At 47.0% G+C, this 15,944-nt stretch carries 11 protein-coding genes; 6 read left to right on the forward strand and 5 right to left on the reverse strand.

What is annotated here, in order from left to right; genetic code table 11:
• Both ACTIE6_RS25330 and ACTIE6_RS25335 read left to right on the forward strand, forming a co-directional pair.
• Positions 1–2,519: SusC/RagA family TonB-linked outer membrane protein (locus tag ACTIE6_RS25330; protein ID WP_439559275.1), on the forward strand; the 2,519-nt coding region annotated here is incomplete at its 5' end.
• 45 nt (positions 2,520–2,564) lie between these two features.
• Positions 2,565–4,223, forward strand: coding sequence for a RagB/SusD family nutrient uptake outer membrane protein (locus ACTIE6_RS25335; protein WP_439559276.1), 1,659 nt, complete (start codon positions 2,565–2,567; stop codon positions 4,221–4,223).
• A gap of 136 nt (positions 4,224–4,359) precedes the next feature.
• Here ACTIE6_RS25335 and ACTIE6_RS25340 read toward each other — a convergent pair whose 3' ends face one another.
• Positions 4,360–5,526: a LacI family DNA-binding transcriptional regulator gene (locus tag ACTIE6_RS25340; protein WP_439559277.1), complete on the reverse strand. Its 1,167-nt coding sequence runs from the start codon at positions 5,524–5,526 to the stop codon at positions 4,360–4,362.
• Positions 5,527–5,866: 340 nt separating this feature from the next.
• Between ACTIE6_RS25340 and ACTIE6_RS25345 the strand changes: the two genes are divergently transcribed.
• The 3 genes from ACTIE6_RS25345 to ACTIE6_RS25355 all read left to right on the forward strand — a co-directional run bounded on the left by ACTIE6_RS25345 (position 5,867) and on the right by ACTIE6_RS25355 (position 11,928).
• Positions 5,867–8,890 carry a SusC/RagA family TonB-linked outer membrane protein gene (locus tag ACTIE6_RS25345; RefSeq protein ID WP_439559278.1) on the forward strand — a complete coding sequence of 1,008 codons (3,024 nt, stop codon included), beginning with the start codon at positions 5,867–5,869 and terminating at the stop codon, positions 8,888–8,890.
• 18 nt (positions 8,891–8,908) lie between these two features.
• On the forward strand, positions 8,909–10,402 hold the full coding sequence (locus tag ACTIE6_RS25350; protein ID WP_439559279.1) for a RagB/SusD family nutrient uptake outer membrane protein: 1,494 nt from the start codon (positions 8,909–8,911) through the stop codon (positions 10,400–10,402).
• Positions 10,403–11,199: 797 nt separating this feature from the next.
• Positions 11,200–11,928 (forward strand): GntR family transcriptional regulator, encoded by a 729-nt coding sequence (locus ACTIE6_RS25355; RefSeq protein WP_439559280.1) that lies wholly within the window; start codon positions 11,200–11,202, stop codon positions 11,926–11,928.
• Here the strand turns inward: ACTIE6_RS25355 and ACTIE6_RS25360 are convergent.
• The 4 genes from ACTIE6_RS25360 to ACTIE6_RS25375 are packed head-to-tail and all read right to left on the reverse strand — an operon-like array spanning position 11,919 to position 15,134.
• Positions 11,919–12,620: an SGNH/GDSL hydrolase family protein gene (locus ACTIE6_RS25360; RefSeq protein ID WP_439559281.1), complete on the reverse strand. Its 702-nt coding sequence runs from the start codon at positions 12,618–12,620 to the stop codon at positions 11,919–11,921. The two genes, ACTIE6_RS25355 and ACTIE6_RS25360, sit on opposite strands and share 10 nt — an antisense overlap.
• Positions 12,617–13,399, reverse strand: a complete 783-nt coding sequence (locus ACTIE6_RS25365; protein ID WP_439559282.1) for a glycosylhydrolase-like jelly roll fold domain-containing protein — start codon at positions 13,397–13,399, stop codon at positions 12,617–12,619. Before ACTIE6_RS25365 ends, ACTIE6_RS25360 begins: the two co-directional genes overlap by 4 nt.
• A gap of 59 nt (positions 13,400–13,458) precedes the next feature.
• The gene (locus ACTIE6_RS25370; RefSeq protein ID WP_439559283.1) at positions 13,459–14,433 is read right to left on the reverse strand and encodes a glycosyl hydrolase; all 975 of its coding nucleotides are present in this window, start codon (positions 14,431–14,433) and stop codon (positions 13,459–13,461) included.
• Complete coding sequence (locus tag ACTIE6_RS25375) at positions 14,424–15,134, reverse strand: erythromycin esterase family protein (RefSeq protein ID WP_439559287.1); 711 nt, start codon at positions 15,132–15,134, stop codon at positions 14,424–14,426. Before ACTIE6_RS25375 ends, ACTIE6_RS25370 begins: the two co-directional genes overlap by 10 nt.
• A gap of 314 nt (positions 15,135–15,448) precedes the next feature.
• On the opposite strand from ACTIE6_RS25375, the gene ACTIE6_RS25380 reads away from it, so the two are divergent.
• Positions 15,449–15,944 (forward strand): peptide-methionine (S)-S-oxide reductase (locus tag ACTIE6_RS25380; RefSeq protein WP_439559284.1); only part of this gene is annotated, 496 nt, incomplete at its 3' end.

Genomic DNA, 15,944 nt, shown 5'->3' on the forward strand with positions numbered 1-15,944 from the left:
CCAGATTTACATTCAACTCACGCGCCGGTTTGCAAACAGGCAAAGTGGACCTGGACCTGATCAAAGATCCGCAGCAATTTGGTGACCTGCTCTGGACGCAGCGCCGCAATGCAGGTCTTTTGACAAATGGAAATCCTTCGCATCAACAGTACGGAAATGGCCCGAATGCAGTAGTGCCGGATTACATTCTGGCGGGATCAAGCTTCGGTCTTTCAGCAAGCGACCCGCGCGTTAATCCTTCACTTTACAACTACAACCGAAATGGTTTTTACCAGATCGTAGAAGCCAACAAGGAAGGTACCGACTGGCACAAGGAGATCCTTCGCCCTGCTGCTATTCAAGAGTACAACATCGGCGCAACAGGTGGTACAGAAACCGGTCGTTACGCGATCGCGCTTAACTACTTCAAGCAGGACGGGGTGTTGATCCACACTTCTTTCAACCGTTACTCGCTGCGTTCGAATACAGAGTTTTCTTTCAAAAAGCGTATTCGCGTAGGTGAAAACCTGGAAGTAAGTTATACCGAAAACAAAGGTTATTATGCCAACAACGGAACTGCCAGTACGCTGAACAACCAGGACGGTAACCCGATCGGAAATGGATACCGCATTCCGTCGATTATTCCTGTGTATGATATCAACGGCAATTTTGCTGCAACGAGAGCGGCCGGACTTGGTCCTGCCACCAACCCGGTAGCACAGCTGTGGAGAACGAGAAACAACCAGACCAACAATTTCCGCGCATTCGGTAATGCTTATATGGAGATTGATATCCTGAAAGACCTGACCGCCAAGTCGAGCATCGGTATTGACCTGAATGCATTCAACCGGGTTGGTTACACTTTAATGGACCTTGAAGAAGCAGAGATCGAAGCGGCAAACGCGTTGTCAAATGAGAATGCTTACGACATCAACTGGACGTGGTCAAATACTTTGAACTACAACAAAAATATCGGCGCAAACCACAAGCTGGGCGTTTTGCTGGGTACCGAAGCAATTAAAGGAACAGGCCGCAACTTCAATGCGACACGTACTACTTTCTTCTCTGAAGATCCGCAGTACATGTTCCTGAGCTCGGGTACAGCAGGTATCAACAATGGTGGCGGAGGTTACGAATGGGCACTCTTCTCGATTTTCGGAAAGGTTAACTATGCATTGAAATACCGCTACTTAATGGAAGCGACAGTGCGCCGCGACGGTTCTTCCCGTTTTGGTCAAAACAACCGTTACGGAACATTCCCTGCGTTCAGTGTGGGTTGGAGATTGTCGGAAGAGAGCTTCCTGAAACCACTTACCTGGCTGGATGATCTGAAATTAAGAGGAGGCTGGGGACAAACGGGTAACCAGGAAATTGGTAACTATAATGGTTTCAGCACCTACCGTTCAAGCCTGAGCTTGTCTTCTTACGCGATCGGCGGCGGAAACAATGCAGTTGAACCTGGTTTTGACACAGAAGCTTTCGGTAACCCTGATGCAAAATGGGAAACTACGACACAAACCAACATCGGTCTGGACGCGACTTTCCTGAAAGGCATGTTCAACTTCAACCTCGATTTGTATAACCGTACTACTTCGGATATGCTTTACCAGGTAGCACTTCCCGCAACGCAGGGTGTAGCCACGATCCCTTTTGTGAATGTGGGTGAAATGAACAACAAAGGAATCGACCTTGCTCTGGACTTCAACAACAAAGCATTGAACGGTGACCTGACTTACTCGGTAGGAGTTAACTTTTCTACTTACAAAAACGAAGTGAAAAAGCTGAACAACAGCTCCTCGGCAGTACTTCTTGGCCCTGCAATCCGCAGCTACACCTGGACGCGCTCGGTAGCCGGCATGCCGCTTTATTCATTCTACGGTTTGCAGATCGACGGTATCTACCAAAATCAGGGAGAAGTGGACAAGGGACCTAAATACCCTGGCTACGCAGCTGTTGGTAAATACAAATACCACGATACGGACGGCGACGGTACCATTACAGACAACGACCGCGTGTTCCTGGGTAACCCCCACCCTGACTTCACTTACGGTATCAACCTGAATGTGGGTTATAAAAACTTTGACCTGTCGGCATTCTTCCAGGGCGTAAAAGGAAACGGGATTATCAATATGGTAAAACGTTGGGTTGACTTCAACAACCAGGCTGGTAACAGAAGTCTGCGCATGCTGAACGATTCATGGACACCTGAAAATCCGGATGCAGTACTTCCTATTCTGGACGCAAACGACAGCCGCAGCCAGCAGCCTTCGAGCTACTTTATCGAGGACGGTTCATATTTCCGTATGAAAAACCTGACACTGGGCTATACGCTTCCGAGCGGCATTTTGTCGAAAATAGGATTTGAGAGTGCACGAGTTTACGTGCAAGGCCAGAACCTTTTCACGATCACCAAATACAGCGGTATTGATCCTGAGGTAACTTCGGTAGGCTCAACTCCGGGAAGTACCGTGCTGGGTGTGGATCAGGGTAACTATCCTAATTCCAAAATGTACCAGATCGGAATCAACTTCGGATTCTAATAACAGGGACAAAATTTTTTATCTGTGAATAATAAGCTAATAGATATGAAAAAGAGCATATTAACTGCAATGGTCTGCGTAGGAATGCTGACTTCCTGCGGCAAAGAGTTTCTGGAAACGACACCACTTGGTGTTGGAAATGAACAATCACTTTCAAATAAAGCGGGTGTAAATGCGGTATTGATCGGGGCGTACAGCTTGCTCGACGGCGTTGGCTCGGGACCGGTTAATACTTCCTCGGTAAGTAACTGGATTTACGGTTCTATCGCGTCGGACGATGCATACAAAGGTTCAGACGTAGGTGACCAGGCGCAGATCACGACCATTGAGCGTTACATTCCGCAGGCGGATATTGGCGCATATAACGACAAATGGATCGCGGTATACGACGGTGTTTCCCGTTCCAATAACACCATCAAGCTGATCGGCCTGGCTACGGATATGACTGATGCTGAAAAGACACAGGCAATGGGAGAAGCCCGCTTTCTGCGCGCCTGGTACCATTTCGAAGCTAAAAAGCTTTGGAACATGGTTCCTTATGTGGACGAAACTGTAACTGATTTTGTAAACCTGCCAAATACGGCGGATATCTGGCCGATGATCGAGGCTGATTTCCAGTTTGCGGTTGATAATGTATCGGCAACCAAAGCGCAGGTGGGCCGCGTAAGCAAGTGGACTGCCAAGGCTGCATTGGCCAAAGTGCACATGTACCAGCAGGATTATAAAGCTGCAAAGCCACTTTTGGATGATATCATCACCAATGGACCTTTTGCATTGGTGAATAGCTTTCACGACAACTTCCGCATTGCGACCGAGAACAACAGCGAGTCTGTTTTCGAGGTACAAATGTCAGTGGGAGATGGCGGAAGCGGCCAGAATGGTAGCTGGGGAGATAACTATAACTTCCCTTACGGCTCGGCGCCAGGCGGCTGCTGCGGATTTTACCAGCCTTCTCAAAACCTTGTGAATGCATTCAAAACAGATGCAGCTGGTTTGCCTTTGCTGGATACTTTCAATGATGTGGACGTGAAAAACGACGAGGGACTCGCTTCAAGTGATCCGTTTACACCTTACGAAGGAACACTTGATCCAAGACTTGACTGGACTGTGGGCCGCAGAGGACTTCCGTTCCTGAACTGGGGCACACACCCGGGCAGAAACTGGATCCGCGACCAGGCTTTCGGCGGACCTTATACGTTCAAGAAGTTCTTTGCTTACAGCGGCGAAAATGCAGGCGCTGAATCTCCACGTGCCAATGCGAACAACTATCGCGCGATCCGTTTTGCCGACATTCTTTTGATGCGTGCAGAGGTTGCAGTGGAAGAAAACGATTTGGCTACTGCATTGAAACTGGTTAATCAGGTAAGAACACGCGCAGCCAATGTAGTGGTAATGGATGCGAGCGGAAAGCCTGCGGCTAACTATCTTGTGAAGGCTTACCCGGCGTTTGCAACGCAGGATTATGCAAGAAAAGCAGTTCGTTTTGAGCGTCGCGTGGAGCTCGCCATGGAAGGCCACCGCCACTTCGACCTGGTTCGTTGGGGAGTTGCTGATTCGGTTTTAAATGCTTATCTGGCGAAAGAAAGTAAGAAACGTTCTTACCTGTCGGGCGCTACTTTCGTAAAAGGAAAAAGCGAGTACTTCCCGATCCCACAGGCTCAGATCGATATCATGGGGGCTAATGTCTTGAAGCAGAATCCTTAACTTCATTTTAGTTGCCACGAAGGCACGAAAAAGGCACGAATACTTTCGTGTTAATTCGTGCCTTCGTGGCATTAAACTTAATTCGTTAAGGTTCTATAAATGAATTGAGGAACCAGGACAAATTTAAAAAGATCCATTAACTCTTCCGCATCGACGAACCCCTCACAATCAGCTCGGTATTCAACACTTTGCGCTCGTGCAAATTGAGATTCTCCGCGTCAACCAGCTGCAAGATCCACGCTGCCGTAGTCTGCCCCATTTCAATAGTTGGCTGCCGGATTGTGGTTAATCCAGGCCCGATGTAAGCCGATTCCGGATTATCGCTGAAACCAACCACACCCAATTCATCAGGAATAGCAATCCCCTTTTCTTTGGCAATCAGCATAATTTCAATGGCTGCCGAATCATTCACAGCGAAAATCGCATCCGGCCGCTCAGCCAGGTCGAGCAGGTACTGTCCGTAAATCCGCGCTTTTTGCTGGGTCAGCATTCCCTGGATTACCATATGGTCTTCAATGGTTTTCCCGTGTTTTTGCATGGCCGCTTTGTATCCTCTCAGTCGCTCCTGGCTGACAAGTAAAGTCAACGGCCCGCCAAGGTGCGCTATGCGTTCGTAACCATTCAGGATTAAATGCTCCACCGCCATAAAAGCAGATTCAAAATCATTCACCACCACCTTCGGAACGTCAATCTGCTCGCAAACGCGGTTGAAAAGGATCAGCGGAATGCCCCTTTTTTCAAACACATTCAAATGATCAAAATTGTTCGTCTCCTGGGTCAGTGATATCAGTAATCCATCTACCCTGTTCGCCAGCATTGCCCTCGTGTTGGAAATCTCTACCTGGTAGGATTCATTGCTCTGCATGATCGTCAAATTATACCCTGCCTTGGTCAGTACCTCGTGCGCGCCAATGATCACATTGGGGAAAAACGGATTATGAAATTCCGGCACGATCATCCCGATCGTATTCGTGCGGCTTTTTACGAGGTTATAGGCAAGCTGGTTTGGCTGGTAGTCCAGGAGTGCGGCCGTATCGAGTACCGCCTGCCGGGTATCCGGACTGATATCGGCATGGCCGTGCAATGCGCGTGACACCGTGGAATTTGAAACTCCCAGCGTTTTGGCGATATCAATGATTGTTGTTTGATGCCGTTTCCGTCTCTGCTGAATTGCCACCGAAACGTCTTTTTCCTGGATTGTAAAATAGTAGTTGCACGGCTTGCAAAGGAACCGCTGCTTGCCCCTGACATACCCCGCCTTCATAATTCCTTCTACCTGCCCGCACTTCACACATTTGATCATTCCGATTGTACTATTTAAATAAAGATGTACTAAATGCCCGCATTCCTCCCGTTTCACAAATCCAATCTCAAAAATAAAGAAATATTATATTAATCATATATAAAACCATATATCGGTAACGTATTCGCAAACGTTCCCGATAGTTTTTGAGCAATTTTGAGATTAGATAAGGTTTAAACCACCTTGATTCCGGCTCTTCTTCGGGCTAATTTCAGTTAAAAAGGCTCAAATCTCACCGGATTGCCGCCTGATTGGTCTGCCTGATCAATGCTTAAATCCGCGAAAAATCTTTTTCAAATTGAATTATTCCGTTATCCACTCTAACCCTATATTCTTTAATATGCAGAAAAAAATACGCATTTTGCTTGGGCTCTTATGCTTGTCGCTGAGCCTTGCACAGACCACTTTGGCCCAGTCTGGCAATGTTGCCGGAAAAGTAATTGATGAAAAAGGAGAAGGTGTTCCCGGCGCCAGTGTAACTGTTAAAGGTACACAAACAGGAACCCTTACGAACGTAGATGGCTCTTATGCCATTGAAGCGCCTGCAAATGCCACGCTGGTTTTCTCCTTCGTTGGTTACCTGAAAGAGGAAGTTTCCATTAACAACCGCTCTGCCGTAGATGTAACGCTGAAAGTAGACGCGAAAGCACTCGAAGAAGTAGTCGTGGTGGGCTACGGAACGCAGCGGAAAGTGGAGACTACCGGATCCATTGCTTCTGTAAAATCGGATGAACTCACGCAGCTGCCAATTACAAACGTGGCGCAGGGACTTCAGTCCCGCGTTTCTGGCGTGCAGATCAACCAAAACTCCGGCTCTCCCGGAGGTAACATCAGCGTGAGGATCCGGGGAACAAACTCGATCAATGGAAATGCTGAGCCACTATATGTAATCGACGGAATTCAGATCTCGAACAGTGGCGGGATCAATGACGTGAGTCCGCTCTCTACCATTAATCCTAATGATATTGAGTCTGTTGAGGTATTGAAAGATGCGTCTGCGTCCGCTATTTACGGAGCGCGCGCTGCGAATGGGGTTATCCTTATTACGACCAAGCGCGGAAAGGCAGGCAAAACCAATGTATCGATCGAAAGCTACTACGGCGTGCAGCAGGTAACCAAAAAGCTGGATGTTCTGAATGCAGCAGAATTCGCCCAGCTTGAAAATGAAACATTTAAAAACAATGCTTATCCTGATCCAGCAAGCCTGGGAGAGGGAGTAGACTGGCAGGATCTTATTTTCCAAAAAGCGCCTATCCAGAATCATCAGCTTACAATCAGTGGTGGCTCCGAGAAAACACAACTGTCGCTTTCAGCCAACTACTTCGATCAGGATGGTGTGATCATTAATTCGGATTTCAAACGTTTCACCTACCGCCTCAATGTGGACCACAGCGTAAGCAAGAAACTGCGCGTGGGTACCAGCGTGATGGGAAGTTTTTCAAATAATAACGGTATCGAAGCCGGCAGTACAACCGTCGGCGACGCAGGTGTGGTAACCGGAACAGTGCTCGGAGCTGCTGTGGGTGCGCCACCAACTTTGCAACCCTATAAAGCAGACGGTTCTATATTCCCCTTTGCCGAACAAGGCAATGGACAGTACCGTGAAGTAATCAATCCATTGAACTACACGTCCATTTTGCGGAAGCGCAATATTAAAAGGGCATTGATCAACATTTACGGAGAATACATGATCCTTCCCGGATTGAGCTACCGCGCGTCTTTCAATGCAGATGTTGATTCGAGGATTAATGATACTTACCTGCCTATTTCAATTATCGCTGCGAAAGACCGCAATGATAATTCCGGAACTGCCGCCAAGTTCAATTCCAACATGCTGGGACTTCTTCACGAAAGTGTGCTTTCCTACGGCACCAAAATCGGTGTTAACCACAGTTTGAAATTCACAGGTTTGTTTGCCACGCAGGTTGAGAAATATAACAACAACCAAATTAATGCAACCGGCTTTCCTAACGATGCTACCAGGAATGAAGCGCTTCAACTCGCATTAAACAGGACCATATCGAGTTCGCGCAACATGCAGCGGCTCGATTCTTACATGGGCAGGGTTAACTATGGTTTTAAAGACCGGTATTTTGTTGACGTTACTGCGCGTGTGGATGGTTCAAGCAAGTTCGGGGCCAATCACAAATACGGATTTTTTCCCGCGGTGTCAGCTGCTTGGCGCATTATTGAAGAGCCTTTCATGAAAGATGCGACCTGGCTTTCGGACCTGAAATTACGCGGTAGCTATGGTATTACGGGAAATGCAGGCGGCATTGATCCTTATCAGTCACTTGCAACTGTAGAGTCTGGTGGCGGCTACAATATCAACCACACTTACTTTACTGCCATTCGCCCTTCCGGCATTTCAAACCCGGATCTGCGCTGGGAGAAGTCGACACAAACGAACATCGGTATTGATGCAAGTCTGCTCAATAACCGCTTTTCTCTGATTCTAGATTATTATATCAAGAAAACCGAAGACCTGCTTTATATCAAAACACTGCCGCTATCATCGGGTTACAGCAGCATCACCGGAAATTATGGTTCTCTCGAAAACAAAGGACTTGAAATCGCCGCAAATGCAAATCTGCTGAATGGTCCGGTGAAATGGAGTATCAATGGAAACCTGACCATTAACCGCAACAAAGTACTCGATCTGGACGGTGGAACTACCGATGAAAGATTCATCACGAATTATACCGTCCTCAAAGTGGGACAGCCGCTGGGTGTGTTTAAAACTTATGTTTTCGACGGCATTAACCAAACCGGTGAAGCGATTATCCCTGGTTACGACGGCAGATTGGGTGGACACAAAGTCAAAGACCTCAACAACGACGGTGCCATCAATTCCGCAGATCAGATCATCACGGGCAATCCAAATCCTAAGTTCATCTACGGCTTCTCTACAAATGTTACCTTCAAAAACTTTGACCTGAGTGCATTCTTCTCGGGTACAGAAGGAAATGACATTTATAATGTGAGCCGGCTTTCATTCGAAAACCCGCTGGGCCAGCGCAATCTTTTCCAGGGAGTTGAAAATCGGTGGACTCCACAAAATCCGAGTAACCAGTACGTAAGTCCTGCGGTTGCGGGCCGGTTGCCAATTTCTTCCTACGCGGTTGAGGATGGTTCGTACCTGCGTTTCAAAAATCTGATGCTGGGCTATACCCTGCCTGCGATCAAGGGAATCAGCAGAGTGAGGATTTATGTGAGCGGTAATAACCTGTTCACATTCACAAAATACAGCGGCTTCGATCCGGAAGTAAACACTTATGCCAATTCCAACACAACTATCGGAATTGACAACCTGGTCTATCCACAGTCGAAATCATTCCTGGGAGGCATTCAGCTTACTTTTTAAGCCCTAAACCCTTACATTATGAAACTTTCTAAAATAGCATTCAAGAAAATCCTTCCCCTCGTTGCGCTCGCATTAGGAACCGGCTCCTGCCAGTTAGAGGAAGAAGTGTACTCTTCAATTTTTGTCGAATCCTTTTACAAAACGGCTTCCGATTCTGAAAAAGGTCTGCTGTCCGTTTATGATGCGCTTGGCGGTCTTTACGGCGGTCCCGCAGCCACGATGGTACCTGATTTCAGCGCCGACCAGATTTATCCACGTGGAGTTGTGGGCCGCAATTCCCTGACACTATTCACCGTAGAGCCTACTTACACGGTTCAGAAGAGTGCAGGTCGCACCAATGAATCGCCTCAGCAGCTCTGGATATCATCATACAGCGGGATAGAAAGAGCCAACTGGATCATTACCAAAGTTCCGGACGCAACAATGGACGAAACGCGGAAGAAACAGATTTTGGGAGAAGCTTACTTCCTGCGCGCTTTCTACTTCTGGACACTTACCAAAAATTTTGGGGATGTAGTGGTAAAAACCGAACCCAGCGTAACGGAAACAGAGGCCTATGCGCCAAAAAGTGCTGCTGCGGACGTTTACAAACAGATTTACAGCGATCTCGACCAGGCCGGACAAGCCGGGCTTGCCTCCTACCCTGCCAACGAAAAAGGGCGCCCTTCCAAAGAAGCCGTAGATGCGCTTTATGCCAAAGCTGCATTGTACAACCAGGACTGGGCCAAGGCGCTGGAAAAAGCAGAGGCTGTGATCAAGTCAGGCAAATATGCTTTGCTGCCGAATGTAATGGATGTTTTCAGTTACCTGAAAGAAGATGAAGCGCGGCGGGAAAACATCTGGGCTTATGAAGCGGATCCTATTACGCCAGGCAATGGCCACCAGCTTACCAGCTTGGCTGGCCCGGTCGGCAGTGCGGGAGTGGAATATGCGAAAACCTCTTACGGTTCCATGTTCGCCTATATGTCGTTTTTCAATTCATTCGATCCGAAGGACAAGCGCAGACAGTTACTGGACACCACATTTATTGATAAATCCGGCAAATGGGTGCCTCAGAGAAGCATTACACCCATTTCTACGGATGCTGTTCTGATCAAGAAATACCAGGACCCTGTTTCCAGCACAGGTTTGATCCCGAACATACCTATCCTGAGAATGGCGGATATTTACCTCATTGCCGCAGAAGCAGAAGCCCGTCTGAACGGACCTTCTGCGAAGGCTTATGAATTCATCAATGCAGTCCGCACAAGAGCCGGCCTGGCCGACCTTGCAAAAGGATTGACCAAAGATGCTTTTATCGACGCCGTGATCCAGGAGAGATCATGGGAATTATTCGCAGAAGGTGACCGCTGGTATGACCTGACGAGAACAGACAAGTTTCTCAATGTATCCAAAACGGTAAACACGGTTTATCCTTCACGCCCGGTTCAGCCCAAAAACAAATACTTCCCGATTCCACAAGACGAGATCAATGCAAATCCGCAGTTGGAGCAAAATCCGGCTTGGAAGTAGAATTCGATTTTGAATGACTGAATGATTGAATGAATGAATTAGTGAATGAATGAATTAGTGAATGAGCCGCCGTGGAACGGGGAATGAGCCGCCGTGGAATGGGGGATGAGAGGGGTGGTAATGCGCTAATTGATTGTTCGCAGATGCTGGCCGCAGAGCGGCCTCCTGTTTATAGATGACAAGTTGTACGCACGATACCGAGCTCCGGAGGAGCTTCCTGTCAGACGAAAAATCCTCCGAAAACGTCCGCTATAAACAGGAGGCCCCGCTGGGGCCAGAAACAATGTAAGAAACCTGGTTACTTGGCTATAAACAGGAGGCCCCGCTGGGGCCGTCCTTGCCGGAACAATGTAACCCGATTGGCTATAAACAGGAGGCCCCGCTGGGGCCGTCCTTGCCGGGACAATGTAACCTGATCGGCTATAAAAAGGAGGCCCCGCCGAGGCCGTACTTGCCGGACACAACATATCTCTATCCTCCACTTGACTTTCCCTACACCACTGCCTTCAGCTGTTTATAGAAATACGCGGACCTGGAAAAATGCCGAGCTCCCGTGGAGCTTCCTGCCGGGCGTGAGATCCTATAAAGAGGAGGCCCAGCGGGGCCTCCTCTTTAATCCTGAATTGACAATAACAATCCAACCCCGCTACTTCACACGATTTAAGTGCGTGTAGCACTGAGTTCAAAGGATAATTACAAACGTAGTAGCTGTTAATTGTTTATTTTTAGCTTTTATTTGACACCATTTCTGTGGAATGAACCTGAACATGAGGCCCAAGTTTCAAAGCATAAGCGATGTGGTAATAGAAAAGATCAAGTCCGGGGAATTACAGCCTGGTGATAAGATTCCTTCTGAAAATGAGCTGATTAAGAACTTCAACGTCAGCAACACAACCGCTCGTAAAAGTCTGCTTGAAATCGAAAACAAAGGCTGGGCAAAACGTATTAAAGGAAAAGGGACTTTCGTACTTAACCGGACAGTAGACCACCACCTGATCCGCACATTGGGCTCCATTTACGCCACCCGCCGCGGCTTTCACGAAAGTTTGCTTGCAGAAGGATTTGAACCGCATAACCTGGTACTTGAAAAAACGGTATTGGAAGACGGTATCTCCTCCCAGATCGGCGGGAAGCATTTTATTATTGACGGTCCGGTTTTAAAGATCCACCAGCTTCGGTATGCTGACGATGAGATCATTAAAGACGAAATCAAATACATTTCGCTCCGGTTATGCCCGAAGATCAACCGGATGCCGACGGAGATTTCCTATTTCAAAGTGTATGAAGACACTTACCGCCTGCGCATAGAGGAAGTGAAACAAACGCTTGGTGTAGAGATTATGGACCCGGATTCGGAAACCAACAACTTTGAGCTGAACCATTCCACGCCGATGTTCATTCTGGACAGTGCGGTGATTTGCAGGGGTGAGAAAATTGTTGAAATTGAGCGTTCCTACTATCGCGGTGATAAATACAAATTCGCGATCAGCGCCAACCCGGACTACGAAAATCCCGATCAGAAATAGGGGAGCAGTTCCTTCACTATGAGCATGTGCCCGGCCTCGTTCGGGTGGTTCACAGATGCCATTACTTCCTTCAATTGTCCCTGCGCAGCCACTTCTTTAAACTTCACATTTGGATCTGCCAGGCCGGTTTTATATTGTGCGGCAAGCGATTTGATCATGGCAATGTAAGGTTCAAGCGGATTGGCCGGATCATTGATTTCAATGCGCTGGTCGGGTGAAGGAGTAAGTAAAATGACCTTGATCTTCTTGTCCAATGCAGCCTTTATCATCTTTTCCCAGGCTTCCTTCACTTTCGCCAGATTGGAAAACCGGTCGTTTAATGCATAATCTATTAAAAGCACATCGGGCTTGTGAACCAGTACATCGGTGTCAAAACGCGTTTGTCCCTTAATCGAATTCTCACCGCCGATCGCGGTCACGATCACATTGATCACTGCATACGGATACTTTTCTTTCAGACTTTTCAGCATCAAATTCGGGTACGATTGCAGTGTATTCACCTCGTGCCGGTCGCCGTAACCAGCCGGTACCGAGTGTCCGTGAAATACCAGGTTAATCATCCTGTTTTTGGGCCATTGAATAGTCAGTTCATGCCTGATGCTATCCAGGTACTTACCGGCTCCGGCTACCTGGGAATAGGCTGAGGCAGGTACCAGTAAGTTCAAAAGGAACAATGCGAATAACTTTCTCATGGTTTAACAGTCTGAATGGATTCAATGGTAACGGGCCCGAGCAAGCCCGATTTTTTCAATGGAACCTCTGCCCAGGGCGTGAGGTTTTTGTTTGCTTTTACAATGTTGGTTTTGGTAAAATGCCCGCCGGTAATCGCATCGCCGGTCAACCTGTTTGAACAGGTATTTGCGACTTCTATCCGCAAATTATTTTCACCGTTGACTACCACGTTTGTTATATCAAAGCGATGCGGTAATGTCCAGGAAATGCCAAGTGGTTTGTCGTTCAGCCACACTTCCGCCACTTCACTTACTTCGCCCAGATCCAGGTAAATGCGTTTTCTTTGTTCCGGCATCCTGAATGTGAACTTCTTAGCATAAGTCGCAGTTCCGGAAAAATACTTGATCCCATTTTGCTCCGCATCCGACCAGGAAATGAGTTTTGGAAAAACAGCCTGGGCCGGCGCGCCCCAATTTTCAGGAAATGTCAAATTCCATTCGCCTTTGATTTCCAGCTTCTCCGGTGCATTGGTTACATTCACTGCGGTCTTACCGGTTTTTAACTGATAATTCCCTGCTTCCAGGAAAGTCAATTGGTTGCCAGAGTAAGTTAATAGTGGAGGGTTCGCATTGTTGGAGACAATTCCGTTGAAATGCGGCTTGGCCTTTCCTTCTGAAAAAACGACGAAATATGTCCCGAATGGAGGTAAGGTAAGGGGTAAATGCATTTGTTTTCCCTGCTGCTCAAACACGCTCACTGCATGCACTTCCCCATTAACCGGGTCCCAGATCTCAGGCACTTTGCTTTCCTGGCGAAACGCGCATTGCCGCGAAACCCACTGATCCGTCGCATTTCTGATCAGGTAAAAATCCTGTTTATCCCTACCTTATATCGGCCTACGCCCGGCAGCACCCACTCGCCATTTTTGACAGTCAGGTTTTTGAGCAGAATCTCTGTATTGATCACTTCATAGTCGAACCCGTTGCCTGGTTTGAAAATGGAATTTTTAGGTGGAACAAGATTGGGAATGTCGTCGCCATAATAGTACAGTACATCGGCCGCAAACTTCGTATTTTGAAATATGTAGGAAATGCGGCTCAGGTAGTCGGTAAACGGTTTGACCTTCGGCCACCAGGGATTTCGGTCATTGAAATGCGTACCGGCAAAGTAGGCGATACCGGGGTAACCCATTTCTTGCGGGTTATGCGTAAATCCATGAATAACCAGCCGGTTCATCCCTTCGGAAAACGCACGGTCGGCATGGGTTTTCAGATCAGCCGGACCTTCCTGCCAATCCAGGTAACTTGTAAATGCCTCTTCCTCGGCAATGCCCAGCTTGTAAATGTTAGCCGCCGCCGCAATTTCTTTCACCAGCCAAACCATATCCACAATGCCTTCTTTGTCAAAATAAGGTCGTTTGTACCAGAATTCGCCGCGCGGTACATCCAGTGAGCCTAATGCTTTCAGGGTTTCCACCGGAATGTGGTGCATATGTCCGGGCCCGCCGGCTTCTGATATAATCTTCAAACCATATCTGTTTGAAATCTCTTTGGCTTTTTTGTAATGATTGTGGATCATCAGCTCCGAAAAGGTCTCTGAGAAGTCTGTATTAAATGCATCCGCTGTTTTCTTTTCAAACAATTTTTGATCGTAAACAGCAGGCAGGAATTTATAAATATCGTAACCATTAATGCGCCTGAAAGCTGCTGGCAATGAAGTGGTCCAGGCAAACTCTTTGGCCTCATAGCTAGCCAGATACAGGTTTTTAAGGGCGGTTTTGGAAAAGTCGCCGAGCAGTGGTTTGAGTTTGTTAATGAAATACATCAAATGCATTTCCGTCGCCGTGGAGAGATTTCCGAATTTTTCATAATGTGTCGATTAGCAGCCCAAACAATAACTTTTTCGTTAGGGTACTTGAAGGTTAAAAGCCATTGTAAATTATCAGCCATTTGTACATCCCTCGCCTCATTCGAGGCTGGATCGTCTATATTCAGGAGTTCTGACGTAAATGTTCTCAGGTTTTTTAATGCAAGATAAAATGCAGAAGAATGCGACCTTGCAGGTATCGTCTTGCATATGCTGTCAATTGAAACTCCAAAATCACATAGCCGATCGCGAAAAGTTGTCTGCATTAAGCTGTCAATGTACGGCCGCGTCCTGCGGTTTATAATCCAAAGTGTATCGATGAGAGGTATCCACTTGTCATAGTCTGAATAATTCTGCGAGAAATATGATTCTTGGGTTGACAGGAAATATTTAATTCCTGTTGCAAGATTTTCTCTTGTAAAGCTTCCGTGCATTTGCGGATCAATTCCCGCTATGTGAATGCTCTGTGAAGTCGATTGTGTTTTTGGTAAATAACTGTATAGTAATTGCTTGCATTCTTCACTAAATGACCAGATTGGAAATAAATTGTTTTGTAGGAATTGCTTAGACGAAGCTGAATCCCGGGGCAATGCGGACCAGCCATTTGTTAGTGCAAAATAGTCACTTTCGAATGCTAACACATTGAATCCTTCATCTCGTGAAGGTATTTTACCAAACGTGCCTTGAAACGAAACGTACTTCCGTCGCCATGAGACTGCTCGCCAAGCATGACTACCCGGTGGTTCCCTATTGCATCTCCGACACTTTGTAGATCTTCAAAGTTGTCATTGAAATCTATTTGCTTTATTTCTTTTATATTTTCACGTACATATTGCCTGACGTTCTGAGCGTTGCAATGTACGAGAAAGCATGTGCTGCATGCAGCGAGTTTCAAGATGAAAATAAAAATTTTCGACATGCATTGTAAAGGCTTAAGTTTCTGCGATTCTAATAGCTGCTTATAAAAACGCATAATCCTGTCATGAACAAAATTGGTTTTGGAGGAAGTTGCCATTGGTGTACTGAGGCAATATTCAGGTCATTGTCTGGCGTGATTGCTGTTCAGCAGGGGTGGATTACAGCTGCTGGCAGAGAAGTTGATTATTCAGAAGCCGTGATTGTCGAGTTTGAAGAGGCGATGATCTCGCTTGAAACACTGATAGAAATCCATTTGCGAACACATAGCAGCACTTCTGCGCATTCCTTTCGTACCAAATACCGATCCGCAATCTACACCTTCGATGAGGTGCAGGCAAGCTGTTCACTGGCGGCCATTAACAAGCTGCAACCAGGTTTTGAACAGCCGATTATTACGGAAGTGCTTCAATTTGGCAGCTTCAAGCTGAATATGGAAAAGTACCAGGACTACTATTACAGCAATCCCGATAAGCCATTTTGCAGGACATTTATTGACCCAAAACTGAAAGTTCTGTTGGATCAGTTTTCAGGTTATGTTAAAGAAGAAGTTCAAGTAATCG

Origin of the sequence: Dyadobacter sp. (genome assembly GCF_051859145.1) — a bacterium.
GTDB lineage: Bacteria > Bacteroidota > Bacteroidia > Cytophagales > Spirosomataceae > Dyadobacter.

Bases quoted from the DNA above. Each gene is read 5' to 3' on its own strand.
- ACTIE6_RS25360 (WP_439559281.1), bottom strand. From the start codon at position 12,620: ATGAGAAAGTTATTCGCATTGTTCCTTTTGAACTTACTGGTACCTGCC.
- ACTIE6_RS25345 (WP_439559278.1), top strand. From the start codon at position 5,867: ATGCAGAAAAAAATACGCATTTTGCTTGGGCTCTTATGCTTGTCGCTG.
- ACTIE6_RS25340 (WP_439559277.1), bottom strand. From the start codon at position 5,526: ATGATCAAATGTGTGAAGTGCGGGCAGGTAGAAGGAATTATGAAGGCG.
- ACTIE6_RS25350 (WP_439559279.1), top strand. From the start codon at position 8,909: ATGAAACTTTCTAAAATAGCATTCAAGAAAATCCTTCCCCTCGTTGCG.
- ACTIE6_RS25335 (WP_439559276.1), top strand. From the start codon at position 2,565: ATGAAAAAGAGCATATTAACTGCAATGGTCTGCGTAGGAATGCTGACT.
- ACTIE6_RS25370 (WP_439559283.1), bottom strand. From the start codon at position 14,433: ATGCATTTGATGTATTTCATTAACAAACTCAAACCACTGCTCGGCGAC.